We start from the raw sequence: 26,718 nt of genomic DNA, 5'->3' as shown, positions 1-26,718 counted from the left end.
GCTAAATAGTAGCAGGATTGAGCTAGAATCAGAAAAAATACAAACTTTCCCCCTAGGTGAGCGGCGCTAAAGTTGCTATTATGTGCGCCAATTTACTAGATTAAATCCAATTCCAAGAATTGAAGCCAAGTTTTGAAGGAAATGCGTGTGAATATCCAAGCACTGATCAACGACAAAGTATCTCAGGCTCTCGAAGCCGCTGGCGCACCTGCAGGCAGTCCTGCGGCTGTTCGCCAATCTGCAAAACCACAGTTTGGTGACTACCAAGCAAACGGTGTAATGGGCGTTGCTAAGAAGTTGGGCACTAATCCACGAGAATTCGCGCAAAAAGTTCTGGACGTTTTGGACCTAGATGGAATTGCTAGCAAAACTGAAATTGCAGGTCCTGGTTTTATCAACATCTTTCTAAGCGAAGAGTTTCTAGCTAAGCAAGCTGACGAAGCGCTTGCAGATGCTCGTCTAGGTGTTGCGACACAAGAGCAACAAACTATCGTTGCTGACTACTCGGCTCCAAACGTTGCTAAAGAAATGCACGTTGGTCACCTTCGTTCAACCATCATCGGTGATGCAGTTGTTCGCACTCTAGAGTTCCTTGGCCACAAGGTTGTTCGTGCTAACCACATCGGTGACTGGGGTACTCAGTTCGGTATGCTTATCGCAAACCTAGAGCGCGTTCAAAAAGAGTCTGGTGAAGTTTCAATGGAGCTTTCTGACCTAGAAGCCTTCTACCGTGAATCGAAAAAGCTTTACGATGAAGACGAAGAATTCGCAGTACGCGCTCGTAACTACGTAGTTAAGCTGCAAAGCGGTGATGAGTTCTGCGCAGAGATGTGGAAGAAACTGGTTGATATCACTATGATTCAAAACCAGCGCAACTACGACCGTCTAAACGTTTCTCTGACTCGCGAAGACGTTATGGGCGAGAGTATGTACAACGACATGCTTCCAGCTATCGTAAAAGATCTTCAAGAAAAAGGCCTAGCGGTTGAAGATGACGGCGCACAAGTAGTATTCCTTGATGAATACAAAAACAAAGATGGTGAGCCAATGGGCGTTATCATCCAAAAACGCGATGGCGGCTTCCTATACACCACTACTGATATCGCATGTGCTAAGTACCGTTACGAGCAACTAGGCGCGGATCGCGTACTTTACTTCATCGATTCACGTCAGCACCAGCACTTACAGCAAGCGTGGACTATCGTTCGCAAAGCAGGCTATGTGCCAGAATCAACGACACTTGAGCACCATGCATTTGGCATGATGCTGGGTAAAGATGGTCGTCCATTCAAGACACGTGCTGGCGGCACTGTTCGTCTTGCGGATCTTCTAGATGAAGCTATCGAGCGTGCAAACGCGCTTATCGAATCGAAGAACCCTGAACTTGCTAGCGAAGAGAAAGCAAACATTGCGAACACGGTTGCAATGGCAGCGGTTAAATACGCAGACCTTTCTAAGCACCGTACCACAGACTACGTGTTCGACTGGGACAACATGCTTGCGTTCGAAGGTAACACCGCACCATACATGCAGTACGCTTACACGCGTGTTGCGTCTGTATTTGCTAAAGCTGGTGTCTCTATGGATGCGCTTACTGGCGACATCAAGATCACTGAAGAAAAAGAGAAAGCACTGGTAGCTAAGCTTCTACAATTTGAAGAAGCGGTTGAGTCAGTGGCTCGTGAAGGTCAGCCTCACATCATGTGTAGCTACCTGTTCGAACTAGCAGGGCAATTCTCTAGCTTCTACGAAGCGTGCCCAATCCTAGTTGCAGAAGACGAAGCTGTGAAGCAAAGCCGTCTACGTCTTGCTGCACTGACTGCTAAGACTATCAAACAAGGTCTTGATCTACTGGGTATCGAGACACTAGAAAGAATGTAATTTGTTGAATTACAGTTCATAATAGAAGGCGAGATGCGTAAGCAACTCGCCTTTTTTGTATCCCTTTTGATGTGAGCAACCGCAATGAGCTTTGAACTGCACCCACAACTAAAAAAAGACACTACCCTACTTGGTGAGTTTCCATTGAGTTTGGCACTACTGCACCGCGACGACTCCGTGCCTTGGGTTATCCTTGTCCCGAAAAAAGCCGATCTAACCGAACTGCACCACCTACCAATGCAAGAGCAGCAACAATTCTTAATTGAGTCGGAAGTGGTAAACCTAGCATTGGAGACACTGTTTACTCCAGACAAGCTCAATTTCGGCGCACTGGGAAATATGGTGCCGCAACTGCATGTTCACCATATTGTAAGGTACAAAAATGACTTGGCGTGGCCAGGGCCGCTTTGGGGGAATGCAAAAGGTGAGTATCGCAGCGATGACGAACAGCTAAGTTTGGCTGAACGCATCCAAGCACAACTTTTGAATAGTGAACTATTCGCAAAAGCATAACGGTTCAGGTGTACGTAAGTCTCGCCCAATAAAAAGCTCCGACAGTGTCGGAGCTTTTTGCTATTACATTGTTTTTGAGACTACATGGTTACGCTCAAAGAGAGGCCATCTGCCTGATTCACATGATACCTTACACGAACCACCTGTCCTTTCTTATCACAGTCTTCCGTCCTTGAAAGCTTTCCTTTTCGAATCCAGACCGCAAGCATCGCATCCACACCATCCTCACTAAGAGCAAACTGCTTTGCCAAATCCTGACGACTTACGCCTGGGTCTTCTTCAATGTGTGCTTTCAGCTGGGACAGAATCATACCACTTGGATCTCCAGCTCGGTCTGCTTCTTGCCTTGGCTTTTAAGCAGCTTCCAGACGATGGCACAAATGGCCAAGATAGCGACAATCCACGCTGCGCTGGTCATTGGATGCAGAGCGAAGTGAGTCACTTGGTAGTATAGCGTCGCGCCACCGTAAGCTAGCCCCATAGTCCATACCGCTATAAAGCGTGCGTACTTTTGACCAAACTCTTTAACGTAGGCACCCATCGCTGCCACACATGGCGTGTACAGCAAGATGAAGATGAGGTAAGCAAACGCGGCATTGCTCGTAACAAAATAGCCTTTTAAGTTACCAAAGATAGAGCTATCAACTTCTTGATCTTCTGCCACTGCAGATGAATCCGACAGGTCACCGACATCGACACCTAGCGGATCTGAGTAGCTAAGGTCTGCCAGGTTTGCTGGAATAGACTCGACGGCTTCCTGCAAGCTAGCAAATAGATCGTACTCACCCTCTTCACCTTCGCTTGAGGTGTAAAGACTATTTAGCGTACCAACCACTGCTTCTTTCGCAAAAATACCGGTAATAATACCAACAGTTGCAGGCCAGTTATCTTGCTGCACACCCATAGGGGCAAACACTGGTGTCACCACTTGAGCCGCTTTCGATAGAACGGAGTTTTCGCTGTCTTCGTTACCAAATGAGCCATCAGTACCTACTGAGTTTAGGAAACTTAGGATTGTCACTACCAAAACAATGGTTTTACCTGCGCCCAATACAAAGCGCTTTAGCTTTTGCCATGTTTTGATCATCACGTTTTGGAATGTCGGCAATTCATAGTCAGGCATCTCCATCACTAGACTATCACTCGAACCTGGGTAGATGGTGTGCTTAAGCACTAAACCTGTGAAAACAGCCGCAACAATACCGAGTAGGTAAAGCGCGAATACCACATTTTGGCCACTGTCTGGGAAAAACGCCGCAGCAAACAGCGCGTAAACCGGAAGTCTAGCGCCACATGACATAAACGGCGCCATAGATGCGGCGAGTTTACGCTCACGCTCTTGGTCTAGCGTACGTGTCGCCATGATAGAAGGCACGTTACAACCGAAGCCAAGTACAAGCGGTACAAACGCTTTACCCGGAAGGCCGATTTTTTGCATCACCTTATCAAGCACAAACGCAGCGCGTGACATGTAGCCAGAACTCTCTAGTACCGCTAGGAATAAATACAGTGCAGCGATCACAGGAATGAAAGTCGCTACCGTTTGGATACCGCCGCCAACGCCATCAGCAATAAGCGTCACTAACCAAACCGGTAAATGGTCATCAAGAAGGTAGTGTCCACCATCAACCAGCAGGGCACCGACACCGATATCAAAGAAATCGATGAAAGCACTACCTATGTTGATAGAGAACATGAACATGAGATACATGACCACGAAGAAAAAAGGAACGCCAACATACTTATTCAGAATAAAGCCATCGACTTTTTCCGTGAAGCTACGGCTCAGCTTACCTTCACTGCGACGCAGTTTCTTACACTGCTCATGTAGATAGGTATATTTGGTGTCAGCAACTTGCAGGTCAATATCCACACCAGTTTGATTGCCCGCTAGCACGATTTCATCTCTTTGCTCTGACGATAGTGCATTAAGCACCATTACGTCATTTTCTAGGCCGCGAATAGCCAGCGCACGTGGGCTTACTGATTCTGAAGCAAAGATAGGTTCTACTTGAGCAATCGCCTGCTCCATCTCCGCGCCATAATTGATGCTCAGTGCGTCGAGGGTCAGCCCTTGAACGACAGTTTTATGCAAACGCTCTTTTAGCGCACGAACCTGATCTTTGTCAGTGGCTGATAGTGTCATCACAGGACAGCCAAGCGCTTTCTCAAGCCCTGCAATGTCTAGCTTAATACGCTCTCTTTTTAGCGCATCCATCTTGTTGAGCACAACCACCATAGGACGGCCAAGCTCGCGAAGCTGAAGGGTCATATAAAGGCTGCGCTCTAGACTCGTTGCATCGACCACATTGATAATCAGATCTGCTGGGTGAGTAAGAACGGCTCGCGATGCTATGGATTCATCGATACTGTTGCCATCGTTACCGCTATCAAGCGCGTAAATTCCTGGCAAGTCAGTCAACTCGAAATGATCACCAGCATGACTGTATTGACCCGTTTTCTTTTCAACGGTCACACCCGCCCAGTTACCCACTTGCTGTTTGGCACCGGTTAACCCATTGAACAAGGTTGTTTTACCGCTGTTGGGATTACCTACAGTAAGAATGGTGTAGTTCATTATGCAGGCTCCACTTCGATTGATTGTGCAATAGCTTGGCGAACAGCCAGCGAAACACCACGCACTTCAATTTGCAATGGATCGCCCATTGGGGCACGTCGAATCACTGTTACTTCTGTATTCGGCAATAACCCCATTACCATCAATTTTTTACGGACATCATTCGATAGTCCTGTCAACGCAGTGATCTTTCCACTGCTTCCGATGTTCAAATCAGCAAGCTTCATCTTATTCACCCAAACTATGATTGGTAATGAGAAATATTAACATTAACAGTAATTCTAAAGGCGTAACCTTATTTTCCGCATTGCGCTATGTCAATTTAAACCGGATTGCAAACGTATTATTTGTCAAAATATGTCCGTCAATTACGTCAAAACGTCGACCAAAACGCTATCTTGGTGACAAAACAATGACATAAATGGAATCTGAATAAATATAAAAACATTAAAATACAACAACTTATTACACTATCTATAAAATGGCGCGATCTTCATGGTAAGTTGCCGTTATTTTTATAAGGAAATTAAGTCGAATTACTTATAGTTAATTCCAACAGAGCAACCTGCTCCTGTTAATCGAAATTCCAGAGGTGATGTGGGCGACCATATCACTCCGGCAGCAAGCGAAGGTGTCATTGACACCCGCGGTATGGTCCCCCGGCTATGCCGCGATTTTTTTTGCCTGCGACAAACTGCCCAGTATATTTTCTGCTTATTATTTCCCTGCTCTAATCACTCTTTCCATAAATTCTTTACTGACAACTTTTCGGCTCACAAATCCTCTTTTCACAAATTGTAAATCGCTCCCCCTAACGACATAATTTATTCCTAAGTAACCGGCTGGTGCTGTTCAATACAGAAAAGGAAGTGGTTTTATGTTGACGTTAAATGGGGATGTTGGTGAAAGTTTTGGCCATTGGAACATGGGCAGTGATGCAACGCTCATCCCACTGCTGGATATGGCAAATATCGCTTGTGGCTTCCACGCGTCAGATCCTGAACACATGTCCAAAACCGTCGCATTGTGTCTGAAACACAAGGTCACCATTGGCGCACATCCAGGCTATCCCGACTTACAAGGATTTGGCCGTCGTTCTATGGCAATGGAGAGCAACACGGTTACCCAATTAGTCCTTTATCAGGTAGGGGCGCTTAAAGCGATAGCCGAGCATCAAGGAGGGAAAGTAACTTACATTAAACCTCATGGCGCGCTCTATAACGATATGATGTCCTCGCCTGAGATTTATAATGCCCTATTGTCTGCAGCACAATCGCTCAGTTTACCTCTAATGATCTTGGCAACCAGAGAGCATCAACAGTATCAAGCGCTAGCGGCAGGCAAGGGAGTTTCAGTCATCTTTGAAGGTTTTGCTGACCGCAGTTACCTAAACTCAGGCCAGCTGGCACCGAGAAGCATGGACAACGCTGTCCTGCATCAGCAGGATCAGATTTTAACTCAAGCCGATGCGTTTATTGCCCGTGCGCCAATTAAAACCCTCGATGGAAAATCGGTAACTCTTACCATTGACACCCTATGCGTTCACGGTGACAACCAAGCGTCAATTGATGTGGCAAAGGCGCTGCGTATCCGAATCGATAGCGCCATAGCAGTAGGTGGAGGTAAACAGTGAACAAGCCTCTAATATCCCCTGTGGGTGAATCGGCCATTCTGCTTGAGTTTGGTCACAAGATAGACCTTGATTTACCTTTTATCATTGGGCAGTACACAGCCATGATAAAACAAGCCTTTGCCGGAGCACTGGTCAACTGCACCCCCTCCTACACGAGCCTCTTGATTGAGTTTCACCCTATATATTGTTCAGCAGAGGCACTTACCCACTATATTCAAAACCTTAATCTTGCTGACAAGCCGCCGCCAAGCAGTGTGGATATAAAAACCCTTCCGACTTATTACGCTCCCAAGGTAGCCCCTGATTTGGAGTCACTTGCTCGGCATTGCTCTCTTAGCGTCGACGAGGTCATAACACTGCATAGCAGCTCAACCTATACCGTTTGTGCGATTGGTTTTACCCCTGGTTTTGCCTTTCTTGCAGAGCTGCCTAAAGCACTGCACATGCCAAGGCATCAAACGCCACGAACTCGAGTACGCAAAGGCAGTGTCGGTATTGCCAACAACCAAACGGCTGTTTACCCCAGTGATACCCCTGGAGGCTGGCAAATCATAGGTAACTGCCCGCTAACTTTATTTGACAAGATCTCGCCAGAACAATCGTTACTAAACATTGGTGACAAAGTGCGGTTCGAGCCGATTGACCACCGCACATTCTTAAGCTTAGGAGGGTAGCAATGAGCGCACTTGTCGTGATCAACGCCGGACACCACGTCACTACGCAAGATTTGGGTCGTCCTAATGCCTCTCATTATGGACTAACACAAGGCGGCGCCGCCGATTGGCATGCGCACTGTTGGGGACAAAAGTTACTGGGTAATCCAATGACGGCGACCAGTCTAGAGATCGTTCTAGGCCGGATTAAGTTTCGTGCCAACCAAGACTTAACCTTGGTACTCACTGGCGCAGATTGTCTCGCGGAAGTCCATTCGCCACAACGCATTGTCGCCAAGCACGTTCAAAGTTGGCGCCCTTTTGGCTTAAAAAAGGGACAAGAGCTGCATCTGAAAGTGCCTCGCAGCGGCTGTCGAAGCTACCTATCCGTATCAGGCGGCTTTGCGATAGAGCCTTTCCTAGGCAGTAGTTCGACAGTGGAGCGCGACGGCGTAGGAGGTTTAAACTCTGGACAACCTCTCGCTTGCGGCGACAGCTTAGCCGTCAACTCTAACTTGCCTGGTCACCTAAACGATCTTCAGCACAAAAATCCGCAACCTATCCCCAGAAGTGCGATCCCAAGCTATGCCGGAGTAAGAACCTTGCACTTACTCCCTTGTTTTCAGTTCCAGCACTTTGATAAAGCACTTAGAGAATTGCTACTAAGCCAAATCTATACCGTGTCTGCGCAGAGCAACCGAATGGGGATAAGGCTAAAATCCAGCGACAGTGAAACCGCTCGACTCACTCAAACTCTACCTTCATTAATCTCTGAGGGGATCCTATCCGGCTCGGTGCAAATACCGCCAGATGGTAACCCCATTATTATGCTTAGCGATCACCAAACCCTAGGTGGCTATCAGAAACTAGGCGTGATTGCCTTTCGTGATTTAGCTAAAGCAGCGCAGCTAAGACCAGGAGAGAAGCTTCGCTTTAAACTCAGCACCTTGCCTCTCGAACGTTTGAAGCAACAGGCATTCTATCGATACTTTGATCTTTAGAATTGGCGACTAGTCGCCTTCGGTCATGTCCATCATGGCAAACTTAGATGGTGGGACACCAAAATAGACTTTGAAACGTTGAGAGAAATAGGACGGATCGTTGAAACCACAAGCAAAAGCCACTTCAGAGACTTTTTCGCCTTGCAGAAGCATCTCGCAAGCTTTCTCCATGCGGACATCGGTCAGATAGTCTGTAAAGGTTCGCTCAAATTGAGATTTGAAGCGCCTTTGGAAGCTTCTCTCGGAGATGAACAACGCTTTGGCTGCTGAGGCGGTGCTAAATTCAGCATCATGATACTGCTCGGCCACCAGCTGAGTAACTTGCCGTTTCCATTGTTCATGCTTATCCGGCTTAACTTCATGCATCTCTTTTTCAGTCACTAGGCTCATCAATGGTCTTTCGGTTTCCAAAGACGACTTAGTTGAATGTGAAGACAAGTTAGCGGGCAACTGCTGAATCGATAGCATCCAACGCAGGGTTAGGCGGTTTGTGTTTCCACGCTCAACCGGCTGAAGCTCACCACCAGAGCGATGAATATGGGATGGCAGGCTCGAAGGGCTAAAATCGAGCTGACTTTCTTTCACATCGAATGCCCCAGTAGCGCTTTGCGAGTTAAAGTTCGGCAACGGCAATCCATTGTCCTCAAACGTCACATTCAACTTACTACCATCATCATCCACGGTAATGTTGATCACTTGTCCACGCACCATTCTACGCAGTGCATTGGCAACAATTGAGTTGAAGATGATGTCTAGATTGCAGGTATCCAACACCACGTTGTCACTGCTTGCCAGCATCTTTAATTCTACTTTGATCCCGTAACTATCGAGCTCTTTTCGCCACGCATCGACGGTAAAATTGAGCACACTCGATACTGAACATACCAACGGATAGGAGCTTTGCTCATCAAAGATGGCTTTGACATTATCTAAACCATCAAAATTACTAGCAGACGTTGAATTTAAGCTAGATAAGGATTCAAGTTTAAAGTTGGCACTGTGCTGTGCTGCTTGTTCTACCAGCTCTTGAATCAGTTGCTGACGAATTTTAAACGCTTTACGCAACTGCTGGTTATTACCGACTAACACACGACTTTGATGTTGTAACTGCTCAGTCTTTAATGCGACCTGTGTTTTAAGGGCGCGGTTCATAAAGCGAATGCGTCGAGAACGCCAATAAATCACCGCCCCGACTAAGACTAGGCTGCTCAGCGCCATTAACAGGTAAAACATCCCCGTCATAAACCATGGGGTGCTGACCTGGTAACTAAACTGAACACTCGACTCAGAACTCGTATTCCCTTTCACAGCTACTTCTATGCTGTGTAGCCCCGGCGATGGTTTATCAATATTAAGTTGAAAACCCTGCATATCTTGCCAGTCACCATCACCGGTTCGATAAACAAGACTGTGTCCTTGCGCTGATGGCCATAAGCTGAATTGAATCGCCACCGAATCCCCATATCCAACATTAGGAATGGCGTCTTGAACGTCCCCAAGGTGGCGAGCAGTGTTACTCACCGACACTTGAGATATTAATACACTAGGTGTCGGTACTGGGTTATCGAGAATGCGTTTCGGATCGAACTCTACAATGCCGTAACGCGAGCCAATCACAATGGAACCACTCTGCTCACTATAAGCGCAGCTACCATTGATGAACTCATTGCTAATCACTCCATATGGAGCACCCAAGTGCCTGACGATCTCTCCTGTTCCTGTATAAGCAGTAAGACCGGCAGAGCTGACCAACCAGAAAATCCCATCGCTTTGAGTTACACACACAGGGCGGGTGCTATCTTGGAACAGTTCTAGTCTTGTAAAGGTCTGTTTCTGATCTTCGTACAAAAAAGCGCCATAGCTGCTGGCGGCCCAAATTCGGTGTTCATCCGCTACTAACTCTGTGACGCTACCAAATGGTGCGCTAGCGCCGATATAACGACTAAGCCCTTCATCTATGATATACAGGCCGTGGTCAGTTCCAACGAGCGCCTTACTATCGCTCAATGCATAAATTTCAGTAACCTTCGCAGGTAAGTGTTCACTTACTATCCAGTCATCACCATAATCATTGACTCGCTCGGTTTCAACATTAAAGCTGAGTAAGCGTAGGCCATCATTGAGCCAAAGCGTATCGCCGCTGCCAAGCGAAATATGCTCCACTTGCGCGGGCATATTATCTATCTTTTGTCTCAAAGCTGTAATTTGATAAGCATCGAGATCAAGGTGCATTAACCCCCTCTTCGTCGCTATCCACAGATGCTGTTCACGCTGTGCCAACGATGAGACCTTACCCCAGTAAATCATCGCGGACTCACCCTCTTCATCGACGACATAGAGTGCGCTACTGGTGATAACCCAGTACCCTCCAAGTGGGTTTTCCATGACTTCGAGTTTAGGTTCAAGGCGATTGAGGTTTTCGTCAATTGACACCGAGATGCGCTCAAACAACTTGCCGTATTCTGAGAAGTAGCGAACACCATTGTTGGTGGCAATCCACATTCCCAAAGTGCCATCAGCGACTAAGGCATAGATCTTGTCGCCAGCTAGACCAAACTCGTCGTGAGGGTTGAACTCAACCTGCTCAAGATCAAGGGTATCTCGCTCAAGCCAGTATAAGCCTTGCTCTGTACCAACCCAAAAATGGCTGGCTGTGCTTTCCAATGATAGGACGTGTTGACCAAGCGGGAAGAAAGTACGCTGCATTGGCTCATCGAGAGGGAAAACCTCGACGCCAGAATGATACCCAATCACCAAGCGATTCGATTCTGGTTCAAGCAACAATGTAGAGACGGCTCCCCGATGGACGTTGCCGACATAATCTAACTCACCATATTGCCATCGATATAAGCCAACATTGGTACCGATGTACCACGCGCCGCGAGTTTCTATCGCAGCCGTAATGTTCACCCCAACTCCACCGTAGAAACGCTCAAACTCATCCATTGAGATAATTTCAAACCTAGATGGATGTTCATTGCCAAGGTAAACCTGATTATCGGTTGAGAACCAGACATATTCCCCACCATGACCCAGTGATTGAATATGCTCAGTTAATTTAGTGGTAAAGACTTGATTGACCTGACCAAGTGGCTGCCGAGAAAACAGTTTATTTGCTTTGGCATACCAAAACTGTCCTCGAAAAAAAGTCACGTCGTTGTTGTCAAACGCCAAGTTATCGAGCTCAATAAATCGGGTACCGTCATAAAAACGGACACGATTGTGTACATCGATAGACCAGAGTCCACCTTCCACACCAGGAAACAATTGCTTAGCCGCTAGAAACTGGCCATTAGCTTGCAGTGACAGCGGATAGAATACTGGCGGCAGTGGTTTACTAACGCTCATTTGTGGAGCGAGCAGCAGCGATAACGCGAATAATAACGGGACACAACTCAGTATCTTACGCACGCGTGAGCACATGCTGGTCGCTTTATGGCCAACAGCAAAAACTAAACAGCGTGATAAGGAAGCAGAGAGTATCAAAAGGAGCCCAGTTAATTTGCATCGATAAATATCGTAAATTTACTGGATTTGTGTGGGTTATGAAAGAAAAAAGGTAACAAGATCCATCTAAATGGCTCATCGATCACAGGCAAAACTCAGTTGAACACATATAAATCTTGTTGTTCATACCGAGTTTTGCTTAGCTGATAGCTACTGTGCTAGACAGCTACTAAAGCTATTTGCCATCGACTTTAGGAATACAAAGTAGCTACCATCTTCAACCGGAATATCACTACCTAGTGGATCAAGTTGTCCAACTTTTGTGCCAGTACCTCGGATCACCGAGTTCACTACGGCTGGTGTGAATTGTGGTTCGGCAAAAACACATTTTACTTGTTGTTCACGTAATGTGGTTTTAATGGAAATTAACGTTTTCGCACCTGGTTTACGTTCTGGGCTGACAGTAAAGTGGCCAAGGTTGTTCATCTTAAAGAATTCTTCATAGTAGCCATAAGCGTCATGGAACACGTAATAGCCTTGGTCTTGTATTGGCTCAAGCTTAACGTGGATCTCTTCAATGGTTCTATCTAAGGTGCGCTCGAAAGCGGCCAGCTTGTCTTGGTACGCAGCTTGATTGTCTGGATCAATCGCTTGAAGCTTGGCTGATATAGCACGCGCAACTTGACGACTTTGCTCTGGACCAAGCCAAACATGAGAGTCAAAACTACCGTGGTCATGACCTTCGTGACCATGCTCATCCCCATCCTCACCAAACTCCCTCAATGACACTCCATCCAGATCTTGTATTTCGAGTGAGTTCGGATTGCCTTCGACAGACTTGGCTAAAAAGCTTTCTAGATCGTGTCCAAACCACACCACGATGTCGCTACTGCGAATTTTCTTTACGTCCGAGGGCTTAAGTGCGTAGTCGTGAGGTGATGCGTTCGCGTTGAGAATCGACGAGGTAGACTGCCCTTCGATGATCAACTCATGGGAGATCATCTCAAAAGGCTTTATACTATTTAGCACTTGCAGTGCTTGTGCTTGAAACGAAAGCAGTGAAGTAAGTGCTACAACTGGAATGTAACGATACATAGGGCTTAAAATCCTTCTGGCTTGCAATAGCTCAGAATGTTACATTATAACAAGACGTAATTGCAAATGAGTTCTATTCATGTCCGAACTGATTACACTCGACCAAGTCTCTGTCGAGTTCAGTAAACGAAAGGTTCTAGATAACATTAGCTTAACCATTAGCCGAGGGGAAATTTTAACCCTCATCGGTCCTAATGGTGCTGGTAAATCAACCTTAGTCAAAGTCATTCTTGGGTTACAGAAGCGCTATAAAGGCACGATTCGCCGCGCTAGCAAGCTCAAAATTGGCTATGTACCGCAAAAACTTAAACTTAACGATTCCTTGCCCCTAAACGTTGAGCGCTTTCTTGCACTTGCAGGAAAATACAGTGTTCAAGAGCGATTAGACGCGCTGAAACTTGTCGGTGCAGAGCATCTAATCTCGAGTAACATGCATCAATTATCCGGCGGGGAAACCCAACGAATACTCCTAGCACGTGCTCTACTACATCGCCCTGATATTCTGGTACTCGACGAGCCAGCACAAGGGGTGGATGTTCAAGGCCAAATCGATCTGTATGAACTTATCGATACACTTAGACATCGATTCAACTGTGCGGTATTTATGGTATCCCACGACTTGCATCTCGTCATGGCCAAATCAGACAATGTGATTTGTCTTCACCATCATATTTGCTGTCAAGGTACGCCACAAACGGTAAGCCGTCATCCATCTTATGTAGCGTTGTTTGGCAGTGCGACTCAAGAAACACTGGCTTTCTATCAACATCAGCACGTGCATCACCATCATGATTTAGCAGGCGACCCTGTAGAAGGCAGTGCTTCACAATGTTCACACCATAAACATGGGCACTCGCATCATGATTGAGTTTTTGCTTCCATCCATTATCGCGGGCATTGGAATCGCTCTGATTGCTGGCCCACTTGGCTCATTCGTTGTTTGGCGCAGAATGGCCTATTTTGGTGATACGCTCGCCCATGCTTCGTTAATGGGGCTTGCGCTCGGCTTCTTGTTTGATATCAACCTATACCTAGCTCTCGTCATCTGTTGTATGGCATTGGCTGTCATTCTGGTCACGCTACAAAAGCAGCAGCTCGTGGCCACAGACACACTGCTCGGCATCCTGGCGCATAGTGCACTGTCATTAGGTTTGGTTGCCGTCAGTTTCCTCGATAACGTCCGAGTTGACTTAATGAGCTATTTGTTTGGTGATTTGCTCGCCGTCTCTCCAACCGATCTGATTTACATCTATGCTGGTGTGACTCTGATCGGCGCTTTGCTGTTCGTGTTTTGGCGACCACTACTCTCAACGACGGTAAATGAAGACCTAGCGGCTGTAGAAGGCGTGAATGTCGACCTTATGCGTTTGGTCATCATGCTGATGGTCGGTCTGGTCATCGCCATCGGCATGAAGTTTGTCGGCGCGCTGATTATGACGTCATTACTTATCATTCCGGCGGCCACGGCTCGTAAGTTCACGGCTACTCCAGAGCAAATGGCCTTCACAGCCTCAGCGATTGGTATCGTGTCAGTATTCTGCGGACTCAGCCTCTCTTGGTTTTATGACACACCAGCGGGACCATCGGTGGTCATTAGCGCTGCTGGCTTTTTCTTACTGGCCCAGCTTGTTCCCTCAAGAGACTAAGCCTAAAAACTTCATAAGCACAAACAAAAAGCTCCGATCGTAAGACCGGAGCTTTTTTAATTTTGTTTTTAACTCTATTTAAAACCTAGAGCTAATGTGAGTCATTACCAACCGGTAATTTCTCTTAGACCTTTACCGATATCAGCAAGGCTCTTAACCGTCTTAACACCTGCAGCTTCAAGCGCAGCGAACTTGTCTTCCGCTGTACCTTTACCGCCAGAGATAATCGCACCAGCGTGACCCATACGCTTACCTGGAGGCGCTGTAACACCTGCAATGTAAGAGACAACTGGCTTAGTGACGTTTTCTTTGATAAACGCCGCCGCTTCTTCTTCCGCTGTACCGCCGATCTCACCGATCATAACGATAGCTTCCGTCTCTGGATCTTGTTCGAACAGCTTCAGGATATCGATGAAGTTTGAACCTGGGATTGGGTCACCACCAATACCGACACACGTCGACTGACCAAAACCTTCGTCTGTTGTCTGCTTAACCGCTTCATACGTAAGCGTACCAGAGCGAGATACGATACCCACTTTACCTTTCTTGTGGATATGACCTGGCATGATACCAATCTTACACTCATCAGGAGTGATAACGCCTGGACAGTTTGGACCAATCATCACAACACCCGCTTCGTCTAGGCGCACTTTCACGTCTAGAAGATCAAGCGTTGGAATGCCTTCTGTGATAGTCACAATAAGTTTGATACCCGCATCAATCGCTTCCAAGATTGCATCTTTACAGAAAGGCGCTGGTACATAGATAACTGACGCTGTTGCACCCGTCACTTCAACAGCTTCGCGTACAGTGTTGAATACCGGTAAACCTAGGTGCGTTTGACCACCTTTACCAGGAGAAACACCACCGACCATTTGTGTGCCGTAAGCGATCGCTTGCTCTGAGTGGAACGTACCTTGACCACCAGTGAAGCCTTGGCAGATAACTTTTGTATCTTTATTAATTAGTACAGACATTATTTGCCCTCCGCTGCAGCAACTACTTTTTCCGCTGCTTCTGTTAGCGAGCTTGCAGCAATGATATTTAGACCACTTTCCGCGAGTTTTTGTGAGCCTAGAGGTGCATTGTTACCTTCTAGACGAACCACTACTGGAACTTCAACACCCACTTCTTCAACTGCACCAATGATGCCGTCTGCGATTAGGTCACAACGTACGATTCCGCCGAAGATGTTAACCAGAACCGCTTTCACGTTGCTGTCAGATAGGATGATCTTAAACGCTTCTGTCACACGCTCTTTGGTCGCGCCGCCACCTACATCTAGGAAGTTAGCAGGTTGACCGCCGTGTAGGTTTACGATGTCCATGGTACCCATTGCAAGGCCTGCACCGTTGACCATACAGCCGATGCTACCATCAAGTGCTACATAGTTAAGCTCCCACTGAGCCGCGTGCGCTTCACGCTCATCTTCTTGCGAAGGATCGTGCATTTCACGAAGTTTAGGCTGACGGTAAAGTGCATTTGAATCGATGTTGATCTTGCCATCAAGACATAGAAGGTTGCCTTCGCCTGTGATAACCAATGGGTTAATCTCTAGCAGTGCAAGGTCGTACTGAGCAAACATATTGCCTAGACCCATAAAGATTTTTACAAACTGCTTGATTTGGTCGCCTTCAAGACCAAGTTTGAACGCAAGCTCACGGCCTTGGTAAGCCTGTGGGCCAACGAGCGGATCGATCGCCGCTTTATGAATCAGTTCCGGTGTCTCTTCCGCAACTTTTTCAATTTCAACACCGCCTTCTGTTGATGCCATAAACACGATACGACGTGTTGCGCGGTCAACCACTGCACCAAGGTACAGCTCATTAGCGATGTTAGATGCTTCCTCAACTAGGATTTTAGTCACTGGTTGACCATTCGCATCTGTTTGGTAAGTCACTAGATTTTTACCTAGCCACTTCTGAGCAAATTCTTTAACACCGTCTTTGGTGTCGTGAAGTTCCACGCCGCCCGCTTTACCGCGGCCACCAGCGTGAACCTGACATTTAACTACTTTCTTTTCAGTACTGATACGACCAGCAGCTTCGAACGCTTCCTGTGGGGTGTCACATGCGTAGCCTTCTGGTACAGGCAATCCGAATTCTGCAAACAGCTGTTTGGCTTGATATTCATGCAAATTCATTGTGCGATTCCATTTGTTATATCCCTGAGGGATTTTTTATTTCCATATACCGAATGTCGGTACGTCTGTAGGAGTACTCGTTAGAGTCGCCTCTTGTGGGCTTACTAAGGAGCTAGACGTTGAGCTAGTCTAGCTCCATTTATTTTGGACGTCTATACATCCAAAACAAAAAACAACGCTTGGTTACACATCAAGTAGCAAGCGTGCTGGATCTTCCAGTAGTTCCTTGATAGTTACCAAGAAACCTACTGACTCACGACCATCGATCAAACGGTGGTCATAAGATAGCGCTAGGTACATCATAGGTAGGATTTCTACTTTGCCATCAACCGCCATTGGACGCTCTTGGATTTTATGCATACCCAAAATAGCCGCTTGTGGTGGGTTAATGATTGGCGTAGACATCAATGAACCAAACACACCGCCATTAGTGATGGTGAAGTTACCACCTGTCAGCTCTTCAACGGTTAGCTTGCCGTCACGACCTTTGATCGCCAGCTCTTTAATGCCTTTCTCGACGTCAGCAAAACCTAGAGAGTCACAGTCTTTTAGTACTGGTGTCACAAGGCCACGCGGCGTAGATACCGCCATGCTGATATCAAAGTAGTTGTGATAAACGATTTCATCGCCATCGATAGACGCGTTCACTTCTGGGTAGCGTTTTAGCGCTTCGGTTACTGCTTTCACATAGAAAGACATGAAACCAAGGCGAATACCATGACGCTCTTCGAACTGGTCTTTGTATTGCTTACGAAGATCCATGATTGGTTTCATGTTCACTTCGTTAAACGTCGTTAGCATCGCTGTGCTGTTCTTCGCTTCAAGTAGACGCTCAGCAACACGCTTACGTAGACGAGTCATTGGCACACGTTTCTGGCTGCGAGCCGATACTGGAGCAACAGGCGCCTGTGCTTCTACTTGTGGTGCTGCTTTCGCTGCTGCTAGGTGCGCTTCGATGTCTTCACGAGTGATTCGACCGCCAACGCCAGTGCCTTTCACGTCTGATGCCTGAAGATCGTTCTCAGCCAGCAAACGGCGAACCGCTGGGCTAAGAGCGTCGTTCGACTCTTCCGTTAGCGCAGCTTTGTGGCGCTTGTCTGGTGATGCTTCTGTAGATTCCGTGGTATCCGTAGTCGGTTCACCAGCAACAGCTCCTGGCTTAATCTTAGCAATCAACTGCTTAGACAGTACTGTCGCACCTTCTTCTTCGACAATCTCTTCAAGAACGCCGGCCTCTGGCGCCGGGACTTCAAGAACAACTTTATCGGTTTCGATATCAACGATAACTTCATCACGCGCTACCGCTTCGCCTGGTTTCTTGTGCCACGTTGCGACGGTCGCGTCTGCAACTGATTCAGGTAAGTCTGGAACCAGAATTTCAATAGTCATATCTGTTTCTTCCTTTTTTCTTCTAGTTCTTAATCTAGGGTCAACGCGTCAGAAATTAACGCTTTCTGTTGTTTCAAGTGTACCGACATATAACCAACGGCCGGAGATGCAGATGCTGGTCGACCCGCATATTTCAAGTCAGCACCCGCAGGGATAGCTGCGCGGAAATTATGTTGACTTGAATACCAAGCGCCTTGGTTTTGAGGCTCTTCCTGACACCAAACGAAATCTTGAGCATTGGTGTAGGCGGCTATCTTGGTTCTTACATCATCCAGTGGGAATGGGTACAACTGTTCAATACGCACAATAGCTACGTCATCTTGCTCGTTGTTGCGACGCTGTTCGAGCAGGTCGAAATAAACCTTACCTGAACAGAACACAACACGTTTGACGTTTTCTGGCTTGATATCATCAATCTCACCAATCGCCGGCTCAAATGTGCCTTCTGCCAAGTCTTCAATGCTAGACACACACAGTGGATGTCTTAACAGTGATTTAGGTGACATCACAATCAATGGACGACGCATTGGGCGAACTACCTGACGACGAATCATGTGATAAACCTGAGCAGGCGTCGATGGAATCACCACTTGCATATTTTGTTCAGCACAAAGCTGCAGGTAACGCTCTAAGCGCGCTGAAGAGTGCTCTGGGCCTTGACCTTCATAGCCATGTGGCAACAGCATCGTTAGACCACATAGACGGCCCCATTTTTGCTCACCAGAAGAGATGAATTGGTCGATAACAACTTGAGCACCGTTAGCAAAGTCACCGAACTGCGCTTCCCACAAAGTCAAACCACTAGGCTCTGCGGTCGCATAGCCATATTCAAATGCCAGTACCGCTTCTTCTGACAACACCGAATCAAAGACCTGGAATGGACCTTGTTTGTCGTGAAGGTTACAAAGCGGAATATAGGTACTCGCATCTTCTTGGTTGTGCAGTACTGAGTGACGGTGGAAGAAAGTACCACGGCCAGAGTCCTGTCCCGAGATACGGATACGCTTACCGTCATCAAGAAGGGTTGCGTAAGCCAGCGTTTCTGCCATGCCCCAATCGATCATTTTCTCGCCGGTCATCATCGAAGCACGATCGTTGTACAGCTTGTTTACACGACTTTGAAGTTTATGACTGTCTGGGTACTGTCCAAGTTTGTTACCGAGGCCTACAAGACGCTCTGTACCAACCTGGCCACCCCACTCTTCATCCCAATCGCGACCGAGGTATGGAGACCAGTCTACTGAGTGCAATGCCATTGGGCGCCACTCTTTACACACCACTTCACCGCGGTCTAACGCGTCACGATACTCATTGATCATCTGCGTAGCGGTTTCAATATCGCTTTCGTCACGCTCAATCAAGACATCCGCATACAGTTTGCGAGGCGTTGGGTGTTTTTTGATTTTCTGGTACATCAACGGCTGAGTCGCATTGGGCTCATCCGCTTCGTTGTGACCATGACGGCGATAACAGACCAGATCAATCACCACATCTTTACCAAACTCGTTACGGAAATCGAGTGCAATTTGCGTAACAAGCGCGACCGCTTCTGGGTCGTCAGCATTCACGTGGAAAATCGGAGCCTGTACCATCTTAGCGATGTCAGTACAGTACATGGTTGAACGGGTATCGCGTGGGTTAGAGGTAGTAAAACCAACTTGGTTGTTGACCACGATTCGAATCGTACCACCCACTTTAAAGCCGCGCGCCTGAGACATGTTGAAAGTCTCTTGCACAACACCTTGACCCGCAATCGCTGAGTCACCGTGAATGGTAATTGGCAGTACCATGCTACCGTCTTTGTCGCCTAAGCGATCTTGACGAGCACGAACCGAGCCGATAACTACTGGATTTACAATCTCAAGGTGAGATGGGTTAAATGCTAAGGCTAAATGCACATCACCACCCGGAGTTGCAAAGTCAGCAGAGAAACCTTGGTGGTACTTCACATCACCCGTACCCCATGTTTCATCATGCTTACCCGCAAACTCATCGAACAAGTCTTGAGGCTTTTTACCCAAGACGTTGACCAGCATGTTCAAGCGACCACGGTGCGCCATACCAATTACCACCTCGCGCATACCTTGGCTACCGGCATGACGAATCAGTTCTTTGGTCATTGGAATGAGGGCATCACCACCTTCTAGCGAGAAACGTTTCGCACCTGGGAATTTTGCGCCAAGATAACGCTCAAGACCTTCAGCCGCAGTTAGCTCTTCTAGGAAAGTGTGTTTGTGTTCGGAATCGAAAGAGGGTTGGCCAACCACTGACTCTAAACGCTGTTGGATCCAACGTTTTTGAGCGGTGTTTGTCATGTGCATGTATTCTGCACCGATTGAGCCGCAGTAGGTTTTTTGAAGTGCTTTGTGAAGATCGCGAAGCGTCATGCTTTCTTGGCCAATAGCAAAAGAGCCGACATTGAACGTTTCGTCTAAATCATCTTCCGTCAACGAATGGAACGCAGGTTCCAATTCATCAACCGTTGGGCGCTTCCATAAACCTAGAGGGTCTAGATTTGCAGCTTGATGTCCGCGAAAGCGGTACGCATTGATAAGCTGTAGAACTTTTACTTGTTTAGCATCGACCTCGGGGTCACTTACTTGAGCACTTGAATGCTTTGTTTCTTGAGCGAGTCGTCGGAAGTAATCACGGACACGTGAATGCGGCTGTTCAACCACATCAGGCTGCACAGGCAACCCATCAAATACACGTCTCCACTCCTCACTTACCTGTTCGGGATCACTTAGATACAGTTCGTAGAGATCTTCTACGTACGTTGCATTGGCGCCTGCCAAGTGTGAAGACTCGAGCCATGCCTTCATCACACCATTGTGCATATTTTCCCTTAACCAGTAGTTTTCACGTATGCTTCGGTCTACGCCGAGCTATAAGAAGCCGACCCTCCGGGACGTCGAGTCGGCAATTTTTATTTGTTGTTACACCGAACGATTCACAAGCATTGATTTGATGTGACCAATGGCTTTCGTTGGGTTAAGTCCCTTAGGACATACACTGACACAGTTCATGATGCCGTGACAACGGAAAACACTAAACGCATCATCAAGATTTGATAAGCGTTCATCCGTTGCAGTATCTCGACTGTCAATCAGCCAGCGGTACGCAGCGAGAAGACCTGCAGGTCCAATAAACTTGTCTGGATTCCACCAGAAAGATGGACAAGACGTCGTACAACACGCACACATGATGCACTCATACAGTCCATCAAGGTGAGCACGTTCTTCTGGCATTTGCAGATTTTCTCGCGACGGCGGCACATTTCCTTCAGAAATAAGAAATGGTTTAACTTTCGCGTAGTTATCATAAAACTGAGTCATGTCGACAATCAAGTCTCGAACCACCGGAAGTCCCGGTAATGGTCGAATGACAATCTTGCCACCCTCAAGCGCAGATAGCGGTGTGATACAAGCAAGGCCATTTTTGCCGTTCATGTTCAAGCCATCGGAGCCACATACCCCTTCCCGGCAAGAGCGACGGAACGCAATCGTTGGGTCTTGCTCTTTCAATAGTATCAGAGCATCAAGCACCATCATGTCCGACCCTTCGTCCACCTCTAAGGTGTAGTCTTTCATGTATGGTTTGTTATCTGCATCCGGATTGTAACGGTAAAGAGAGAAATTAAGGTTCATAGTAGTGTCCTCCCTTTAGTACGTACGTGCTTTCGGTGGGAAAGCTTCACGGTGAACAGGCATCATGTTGACATCACGCTTCGACATCTGCTCAGTTTCAGGGTTGTAGATTGAGTGGCATAGCCAATTCTCGTCATCACGCTCTGGGTAATCAAAGCGAGCATGAGCGCCGCGACTCTCGGTACGGTAGTTTGCAGCGACTGCAGTCGAGAATGCAGTCTCCATCAAGTTATCAAGCTCTAGACACTCCACACGCTGGGTGTTGAACTCTTTCGACTTGTCTGCAAGATGCGCTTCTTTCAAGCGGTCACGAATCACTTTAAGCTCTTCTAGACCGGTTGCCATCGCATCACCCTCTCGGAATACCGAGAAGCTGTTTTGCATACAAGTTTGCAGATCTTTACGGATTTGAGCTGGGTCTTCACCCGATGCACTGTTCTCCCAGCGCATCGTGCGAGCCAGTGATGCTTCAATGTCTGACTCCGTCGCTGGGCGAGCTTCAGTTTGCGCAGCCAGCGTCTCACCAAGGTGAAGACCAGTTGCACGACCAAACACCACTAGGTCAAGCAGCGAGTTACCACCAAGACGGTTCGCGCCGTGTACAGATACAGAAGCGATTTCACCACAAGCGAATAGACCTTGAACTTCATGATCGTTACCAGACGCGTCTTGTTTAATCGCTTGACCAGACACCTGAGTCGGTACACCACCCATCATGTAGTGACAGGTTGGAATAACTGGGATTGGCTCTTTCACTGGATCAACGTGTGCAAACGTACGAGACAGCTCACAGATACCTGGTAGACGAGACTCAAGGACGTCTTTACCCAGGTGATCCATTTTAAGCTTAATGTGTGGTCCCCAAGGGCCGTCACAGCCACGACCTTCACGAATTTCGATCATCATCGAACGTGCAACCACGTCGCGACCAGCAAGGTCTTTTGCGTTTGGTGCGTAACGCTCCATAAATCGCTCGCCATCTTTATTGAGAAGGTAACCACCTTCACCACGACAACCTTCGGTAACGAGTACACCTGCGCCAGCAATACCCGTTGGGTGGAACTGCCACATTTCCATATCTTGCATCGGTACGCCAGCACGCAGCGCCATACCAACACCATCACCCGTGTTGATATGAGCGTTGGTGGTTGAAGCGTAGATACGACCCGCACCACCAGTAGCTAAGATGGTTGCTTTTGATTTGAAGTAGCAAATCTCGCCCGTTTCCATGCAAAGCGCAGTACAACCCATAACCGCGCCATCTTGGTTCTTAACCATATCGAGCGCATACCACTCCGAGAATATGGTTGTTTTGTGCTTGATGTTTTGCTGATAAAGAGTATGCAGCAGTGCGTGGCCTGTACGGTCTGCAGCTGCCGCAGTACGTGCAGCCTGCTCCCCACCAAACTCTTTAGACTGTCCACCAAATGGACGCTGGTAGATAGAACCGTTTTCAAAACGAGAGAAAGGTAGACCCATTTTCTCTAATTCAATGACCGACTTAGGACCATTCTTACACATGTACTCGATAGCGTCTTGGTCACCGATGTAGTCAGAGCCCTTGACCGTGTCATACATGTGCCACTGCCAATCATCTTTATGAGAGTTACCCAACGCAACCGTAATACCACCCTGGGCAGATACGGTGTGGGAACGAGTAGGAAATACTTTTGATAGCAACGCACAAGATAGGCCTTGCTCTGAAATTTGTAGTGCAGCGCGCATGCCTGCACCACCAGCGCCGATTACTACGGCATCAAACTCACGAACTGGAATAGACACTTACGCACCCCACAGAATAAAGAAACCAGAGAAGAAATAACCAAGCAGCACTGCAATAACCGTCAGTTGCAGCGCACCACGTAACATGGTCGGCTTGATATAGTCTGTAAGAACTTGCCATAGACCAATCCAGGCATGGATAAGCAGAGATGCCAATGCCAGCATAGTAAACACCTTAGTGAAGGTGCCACCGAAGAAGTTGGTCCACGATACGTAGGAAATGTCTCCTGCAAACGCGCAGAAGCTCACAAGATAGATAGTGTACAAGGTCATAATAATGGCGCTCGCACGAATCAGAAGATAATCGTGGACACCGTTACGACCGAATGATGAAACGTTGTTTACCATACCAAAACTCCCGCCAATAGCGACAGAACGCCTGTCACGATAAAGGATACCTTGGCACTTTTCGCGCCCGATTCGAGCTCTTCAAAGTAACCTAGATCCATGATTAGATGACGAATACCACCAACAATGTGGTACGCAAGAGCAGTCAAAATGCCCCAAAGAATAAGCTTGACGAAGAAACCGTCGACGATATCGACTGCCTCGGCAAACCCCATAGGGGACGAGAGTGACTTGGCTAGTAACCAAAGGAGAATACCGATCGACACAAACGTGATCACACCTGACACTCGGTGCAAGATGGATGCGATTGCAGTGATCGGAAAGCGAATTGTCTGTAAATCAAGATTAACAGGTCTGGACTTTCTTTCTTTCACGGGCTTGCTCACTCAGCTCCATTGAGCATTTATTGTTATGAATAAATTTTGGTCTGTAAGCCTCAAAAGTTAACATAAACTTAACAGAAATCTCGTGTTACAAGGGAGATAATTGTTGCAACAATGTTAACAAATGAGAATCCAAAACCACCTCACTTCGGTTTGTATACTCGATTTTTAAAGGCTAGGACCAACAATTTCACCGCAACTATACGGTTGGCAACATTCTAATACAATTGATGTAACAAAATATGCTACACAGAACAGATTTTTAACCATTTTTCTATAAAAAATCATAACAAGTGCACACATCATCGTATAAAAATTGACTTTGCTTCCGAACCAAAGTAAAAAATTGGCACACAAACATCCTGGACGGATTAAATAATAAACAAAGGAGATTGTTATGGCAGATAAGAAAGCGACCCTTCATATTGAAGGTCAAGCGCCAATCGAGCTGCCGATTATGGAAGGTTCTATCGGACCAGAAGTAGTCGATGTTCGTAAGCTTGGAGCGAATGGTTACTTTACATTTGACCCAGGTTTTCTTGCCACTGCATCCTGTGAATCTCAAATCACTTATATCGACGGCGGCAAAGGTGTTTTACTGCACCGTGGCTTCCCTATCGATCAGTTAGCTAACAATGCAGACTACCTAGAAGTATGCTACATCCTTCTTGTTGGCGAAGCCCCATCACGTGAAGAATATGAAGAGTTCAAGCAAATTGTTACTCGTCACACTATGGTTCACGAGCAAATCGCGAGTTTCTTCCACGGTTTCCGTCGCGACGCTCACCCAATGGCCGTTATGTGTGGTGTAGTTGGTGCACTTGCAGCCTTCTATCATGATTCCCTCGATATCAACAATGACTCACACCGTGAAATTGCGGCTTACCGCCTAATTTCTAAGATGCCAACCCTTGCAGCTATGTGCTACAAGTATTCTATCGGTCAACCATTCATCTACCCACGCAACGACCTAACGTATGCGGAGAACTTCCTACACATGATGTTCGCAAACCCTTGCGAAGAGTACGAAGTAAACCCTATCGTTGCGCGTGCAATGGACAAGATCTTTACACTACACGCAGACCACGAGCAAAATGCGTCAACGTCAACGGTACGTCTAGCAGGTTCATCTGGCGCTAACCCATTTGCATGTATTGCAGCGGGTATCGCGTCTCTATGGGGGCCTGCACACGGCGGTGCTAACGAAGCGTGTTTGCGTATGCTTGAAGAGATTGGCTCTGTAGACAAGATCCCTGAGTTCATCGAACGAGCGAAGGACAAAGATGATCCATTCCGCCTAATGGGCTTTGGTCACCGTGTTTACAAGAACTACGACCCACGCGCAACAGTTATGCGTGAAGCATGTCACGATGTACTGAAAGAGCTTAACATTCAAGATCCACTACTGGATGTTGCGATGGAGCTTGAGCGCATTGCGCTATCAGACGAGTATTTCGTTGAGAAGAAACTGTATCCAAACGTAGACTTCTACTCAGGTATCATCCTTAAAGCGATTGGTATCCCAGTGTCTATGTTCACCGTTATCTTTGCTATGTCTCGCACTGTTGGTTGGATTGCTCACTGGAACGAAATGCACAGCGATCCAGACAACCGCATCGGTCGCCCACGTCAGCTTTACACTGGTGAATCAATGCGTGACTTCAAACCGCTTCACGAGCGCGAATAACGATAAACACAACATCACAACTCAAAAGAGCAGCCTAGGCTGCTCTTTTTATTTCATTGGTGGTTTTATACCGGATTGTCGATATCTTTAAACTCAACGTCCAAACCATGTTCGCTTGCCAGCCACTCACCCAGCGCTTTGATGCCGTAGCGCTCAGTCGCATGATGACCGGCCGCAAAGTAGTGGATACCCATTTCACGTGCAGTGTACGTCGTACGCTCAGAAATCTCCCCTGAAATGAAGGCATCTAACCCCTTTGACGCTGCTAGTTCAATGTAATCCTGTCCACCACCGGTACACCAACCTACCGTTTCAATCGGCTTGTCAGCCAACTCTGGTGCGATGTGCAGAGGTTCACGATTTAGGGCTTTTGCAATCTTAGTCGCAAACTCAGCACCAGAGATAGGTTTTGCCAGTTTACCAAACATAGCAACAGACTGTGGGTGACCTTCTAGGCCATCGATGACCTCAATATCAAGCAACTGTGCTAATTTAGCGTTGTTACCTAGCTCAGGGTGGATATCAAGCGGCAGGTGATAACCAAACAAGTTCACATCGTTTTTAATGAGAGTGCGAATACGCTTGCCCTTCATGCCACGAATTGGCTCTGGCTCTCCTTTCCAGAAATAGCCATGGTGAACTAATATGGCATCCGCTCCGACACTTACTGCGTAATCAATAAGCGCTTGTGATGCCGTGACTCCGGTAATCACTTTTTTGATATCAGTCGCACCTTCAACTTGAAGCCCATTTGGGCTGTAATCTTTAATCAGTTGCGGTGAGAGTTTTTCATTGAGGATAGCTTCAAGCTTTAGGTTATTCATGGCACTTCCTGAGCAAATTCTTGATTTCCGTGGTTATAGCAATTTACTCTAGCAATGTCGAAAGGAAA

The 26,718-nt window shown here is 47.2% G+C and carries 22 protein-coding genes; 8 read left to right on the top strand and 14 right to left on the bottom strand.

The genetic code is table 11. The features are described from left to right. Window positions 1-147: 147 nt before the first annotated feature. Together argS and L4C42_RS17955 are read left to right on the top strand one after the other, a co-directional pair. A complete protein-coding gene (gene argS, locus L4C42_RS17960) occupies window positions 148-1,881 on the top strand; it encodes an arginine--tRNA ligase (protein WP_353498036.1) in 1,734 nt (577 codons plus the stop codon). Between the two features lie 84 nt (window positions 1,882-1,965). Next, window positions 1,966-2,394, top strand: coding sequence for an HIT domain-containing protein (locus L4C42_RS17955; RefSeq protein ID WP_429761534.1), 429 nt, complete (start codon window positions 1,966-1,968; stop codon window positions 2,392-2,394). 80 nt (window positions 2,395-2,474) lie between these two features. Here the strand turns inward: L4C42_RS17955 and L4C42_RS17950 are convergent, their stop codons facing one another. The 3 genes from L4C42_RS17950 to L4C42_RS17940 are packed head-to-tail and all read right to left on the bottom strand — an operon-like array spanning window position 2,475 to window position 5,199. Further along, a complete protein-coding gene (locus L4C42_RS17950) occupies window positions 2,475-2,705 on the bottom strand; it encodes a FeoC-like transcriptional regulator (RefSeq protein WP_353498034.1) in 231 nt (76 codons plus the stop codon). Beyond that, the gene (feoB, locus tag L4C42_RS17945) at window positions 2,702-4,972 is read right to left on the bottom strand and encodes a Fe(2+) transporter permease subunit FeoB (protein WP_429761531.1); all 2,271 of its coding nucleotides are present in this window, start codon (window positions 4,970-4,972) and stop codon (window positions 2,702-2,704) included. Before feoB ends, L4C42_RS17950 begins: the two co-directional genes overlap by 4 nt. After that, a complete protein-coding gene (locus L4C42_RS17940; RefSeq protein ID WP_112480466.1) occupies window positions 4,972-5,199 on the bottom strand; it encodes a FeoA family protein in 228 nt (75 codons plus the stop codon). The genes feoB and L4C42_RS17940 overlap by 1 nt, the downstream gene beginning before the upstream one ends. Before the next feature lie 650 nt (window positions 5,200-5,849). On the opposite strand from L4C42_RS17940, the gene L4C42_RS17935 reads away from it, so the two are divergent. The 3 genes from L4C42_RS17935 to L4C42_RS17925 are packed head-to-tail and all read left to right on the top strand — an operon-like array spanning window position 5,850 to window position 8,259. Next, window positions 5,850-6,605 carry a 5-oxoprolinase subunit PxpA gene (locus tag L4C42_RS17935; RefSeq protein WP_429761529.1) on the top strand — a complete coding sequence of 252 codons (756 nt, stop codon included), beginning with the start codon at window positions 5,850-5,852 and terminating at the stop codon, window positions 6,603-6,605. Next, window positions 6,602-7,279 carry a 5-oxoprolinase subunit PxpB gene (gene pxpB / locus L4C42_RS17930; RefSeq protein ID WP_429761527.1) on the top strand — a complete coding sequence of 226 codons (678 nt, stop codon included), beginning with the start codon at window positions 6,602-6,604 and terminating at the stop codon, window positions 7,277-7,279. Before L4C42_RS17935 ends, pxpB begins: the two co-directional genes overlap by 4 nt. Window positions 7,280-7,281: 2 nt before the next feature. Then, window positions 7,282-8,259 carry a 5-oxoprolinase subunit C family protein gene (locus L4C42_RS17925; protein ID WP_429761525.1) on the top strand — a complete coding sequence of 326 codons (978 nt, stop codon included), beginning with the start codon at window positions 7,282-7,284 and terminating at the stop codon, window positions 8,257-8,259. A gap of 9 nt (window positions 8,260-8,268) precedes the next feature. Here L4C42_RS17925 and L4C42_RS17920 read toward each other — a convergent pair whose 3' ends face one another. Then, the gene (locus tag L4C42_RS17920) at window positions 8,269-11,607 is read right to left on the bottom strand and encodes a helix-turn-helix domain-containing protein (RefSeq protein WP_353498029.1); all 3,339 of its coding nucleotides are present in this window, start codon (window positions 11,605-11,607) and stop codon (window positions 8,269-8,271) included. Window positions 11,608-11,916: 309 nt separating this feature from the next. Next, window positions 11,917-12,801 (bottom strand): zinc ABC transporter substrate-binding protein ZnuA, encoded by an 885-nt coding sequence (gene znuA, locus L4C42_RS17915; protein ID WP_353498028.1) that lies wholly within the window; start codon window positions 12,799-12,801, stop codon window positions 11,917-11,919. A 79-nt stretch (window positions 12,802-12,880) separates the two neighbouring features. Between znuA and znuC the strand changes: the two genes are divergently transcribed. Together znuC and znuB are read left to right on the top strand one after the other, a co-directional pair. Beyond that, a complete protein-coding gene (znuC, locus tag L4C42_RS17910) occupies window positions 12,881-13,669 on the top strand; it encodes a zinc ABC transporter ATP-binding protein ZnuC (protein WP_418641693.1) in 789 nt (262 codons plus the stop codon). Then, window positions 13,662-14,447 (top strand): zinc ABC transporter permease subunit ZnuB, encoded by a 786-nt coding sequence (gene znuB / locus L4C42_RS17905; protein ID WP_418641694.1) that lies wholly within the window; start codon window positions 13,662-13,664, stop codon window positions 14,445-14,447. Before znuC ends, znuB begins: the two co-directional genes overlap by 8 nt. 104 nt (window positions 14,448-14,551) lie before the next feature. On the opposite strand, the gene sucD is transcribed toward znuB, so the two are convergent. The 8 genes from sucD to sdhC all read right to left on the bottom strand — a co-directional run bounded on the left by sucD (window position 14,552) and on the right by sdhC (window position 24,142). Further along, entirely contained in the window at window positions 14,552-15,424 is an 873-nt protein-coding gene (sucD, locus tag L4C42_RS17900; protein ID WP_042476406.1) for a succinate--CoA ligase subunit alpha, read from the bottom strand. Next, window positions 15,424-16,590, bottom strand: coding sequence for an ADP-forming succinate--CoA ligase subunit beta (sucC, locus tag L4C42_RS17895; RefSeq protein WP_429761521.1), 1,167 nt, complete (start codon window positions 16,588-16,590; stop codon window positions 15,424-15,426). Before sucC ends, sucD begins: the two co-directional genes overlap by 1 nt. 183 nt (window positions 16,591-16,773) lie before the next feature. Continuing rightward, window positions 16,774-17,979: a 2-oxoglutarate dehydrogenase complex dihydrolipoyllysine-residue succinyltransferase gene (odhB, locus tag L4C42_RS17890; RefSeq protein ID WP_429761519.1), complete on the bottom strand. Its 1,206-nt coding sequence runs from the start codon at window positions 17,977-17,979 to the stop codon at window positions 16,774-16,776. 29 nt (window positions 17,980-18,008) lie between these two features. Then, window positions 18,009-20,816: a 2-oxoglutarate dehydrogenase E1 component gene (gene sucA, locus L4C42_RS17885; RefSeq protein ID WP_353498024.1), complete on the bottom strand. Its 2,808-nt coding sequence runs from the start codon at window positions 20,814-20,816 to the stop codon at window positions 18,009-18,011. 99 nt (window positions 20,817-20,915) lie between these two features. Continuing rightward, window positions 20,916-21,626 (bottom strand): succinate dehydrogenase iron-sulfur subunit, encoded by a 711-nt coding sequence (locus L4C42_RS17880; RefSeq protein WP_353498023.1) that lies wholly within the window; start codon window positions 21,624-21,626, stop codon window positions 20,916-20,918. Window positions 21,627-21,641: 15 nt separating this feature from the next. After that, the gene (gene sdhA / locus L4C42_RS17875; RefSeq protein WP_353498022.1) at window positions 21,642-23,408 is read right to left on the bottom strand and encodes a succinate dehydrogenase flavoprotein subunit; all 1,767 of its coding nucleotides are present in this window, start codon (window positions 23,406-23,408) and stop codon (window positions 21,642-21,644) included. Then, window positions 23,409-23,756, bottom strand: a complete 348-nt coding sequence (sdhD, locus tag L4C42_RS17870) for a succinate dehydrogenase, hydrophobic membrane anchor protein (protein WP_353498021.1) — start codon at window positions 23,754-23,756, stop codon at window positions 23,409-23,411. It lies immediately after the preceding gene. Further along, complete coding sequence (sdhC, locus tag L4C42_RS17865) at window positions 23,750-24,142, bottom strand: succinate dehydrogenase cytochrome b556 subunit (protein WP_112480477.1); 393 nt, start codon at window positions 24,140-24,142, stop codon at window positions 23,750-23,752. Before sdhC ends, sdhD begins: the two co-directional genes overlap by 7 nt. 394 nt (window positions 24,143-24,536) lie before the next feature. Between sdhC and L4C42_RS17860 the strand changes: the two genes are divergently transcribed. After that, a complete protein-coding gene (locus tag L4C42_RS17860; protein ID WP_353498020.1) occupies window positions 24,537-25,826 on the top strand; it encodes a citrate synthase in 1,290 nt (429 codons plus the stop codon). Between the two features lie 65 nt (window positions 25,827-25,891). Here L4C42_RS17860 and L4C42_RS17855 read toward each other — a convergent pair whose 3' ends face one another. Next, the gene (locus tag L4C42_RS17855) at window positions 25,892-26,650 is read right to left on the bottom strand and encodes a Nif3-like dinuclear metal center hexameric protein (protein ID WP_429761515.1); all 759 of its coding nucleotides are present in this window, start codon (window positions 26,648-26,650) and stop codon (window positions 25,892-25,894) included. Window positions 26,651-26,718: the final 68 nt, after the last annotated feature.

The organism is Vibrio wakamikoensis (assembly GCF_050337275.1).
Taxonomy (GTDB): domain Bacteria; phylum Pseudomonadota; class Gammaproteobacteria; order Enterobacterales; family Vibrionaceae; genus Vibrio; species Vibrio chaetopteri.
Note: the sequence above shows the minus strand (reverse complement) of the source record. Positions and strands in the feature narration are given on the sequence as shown.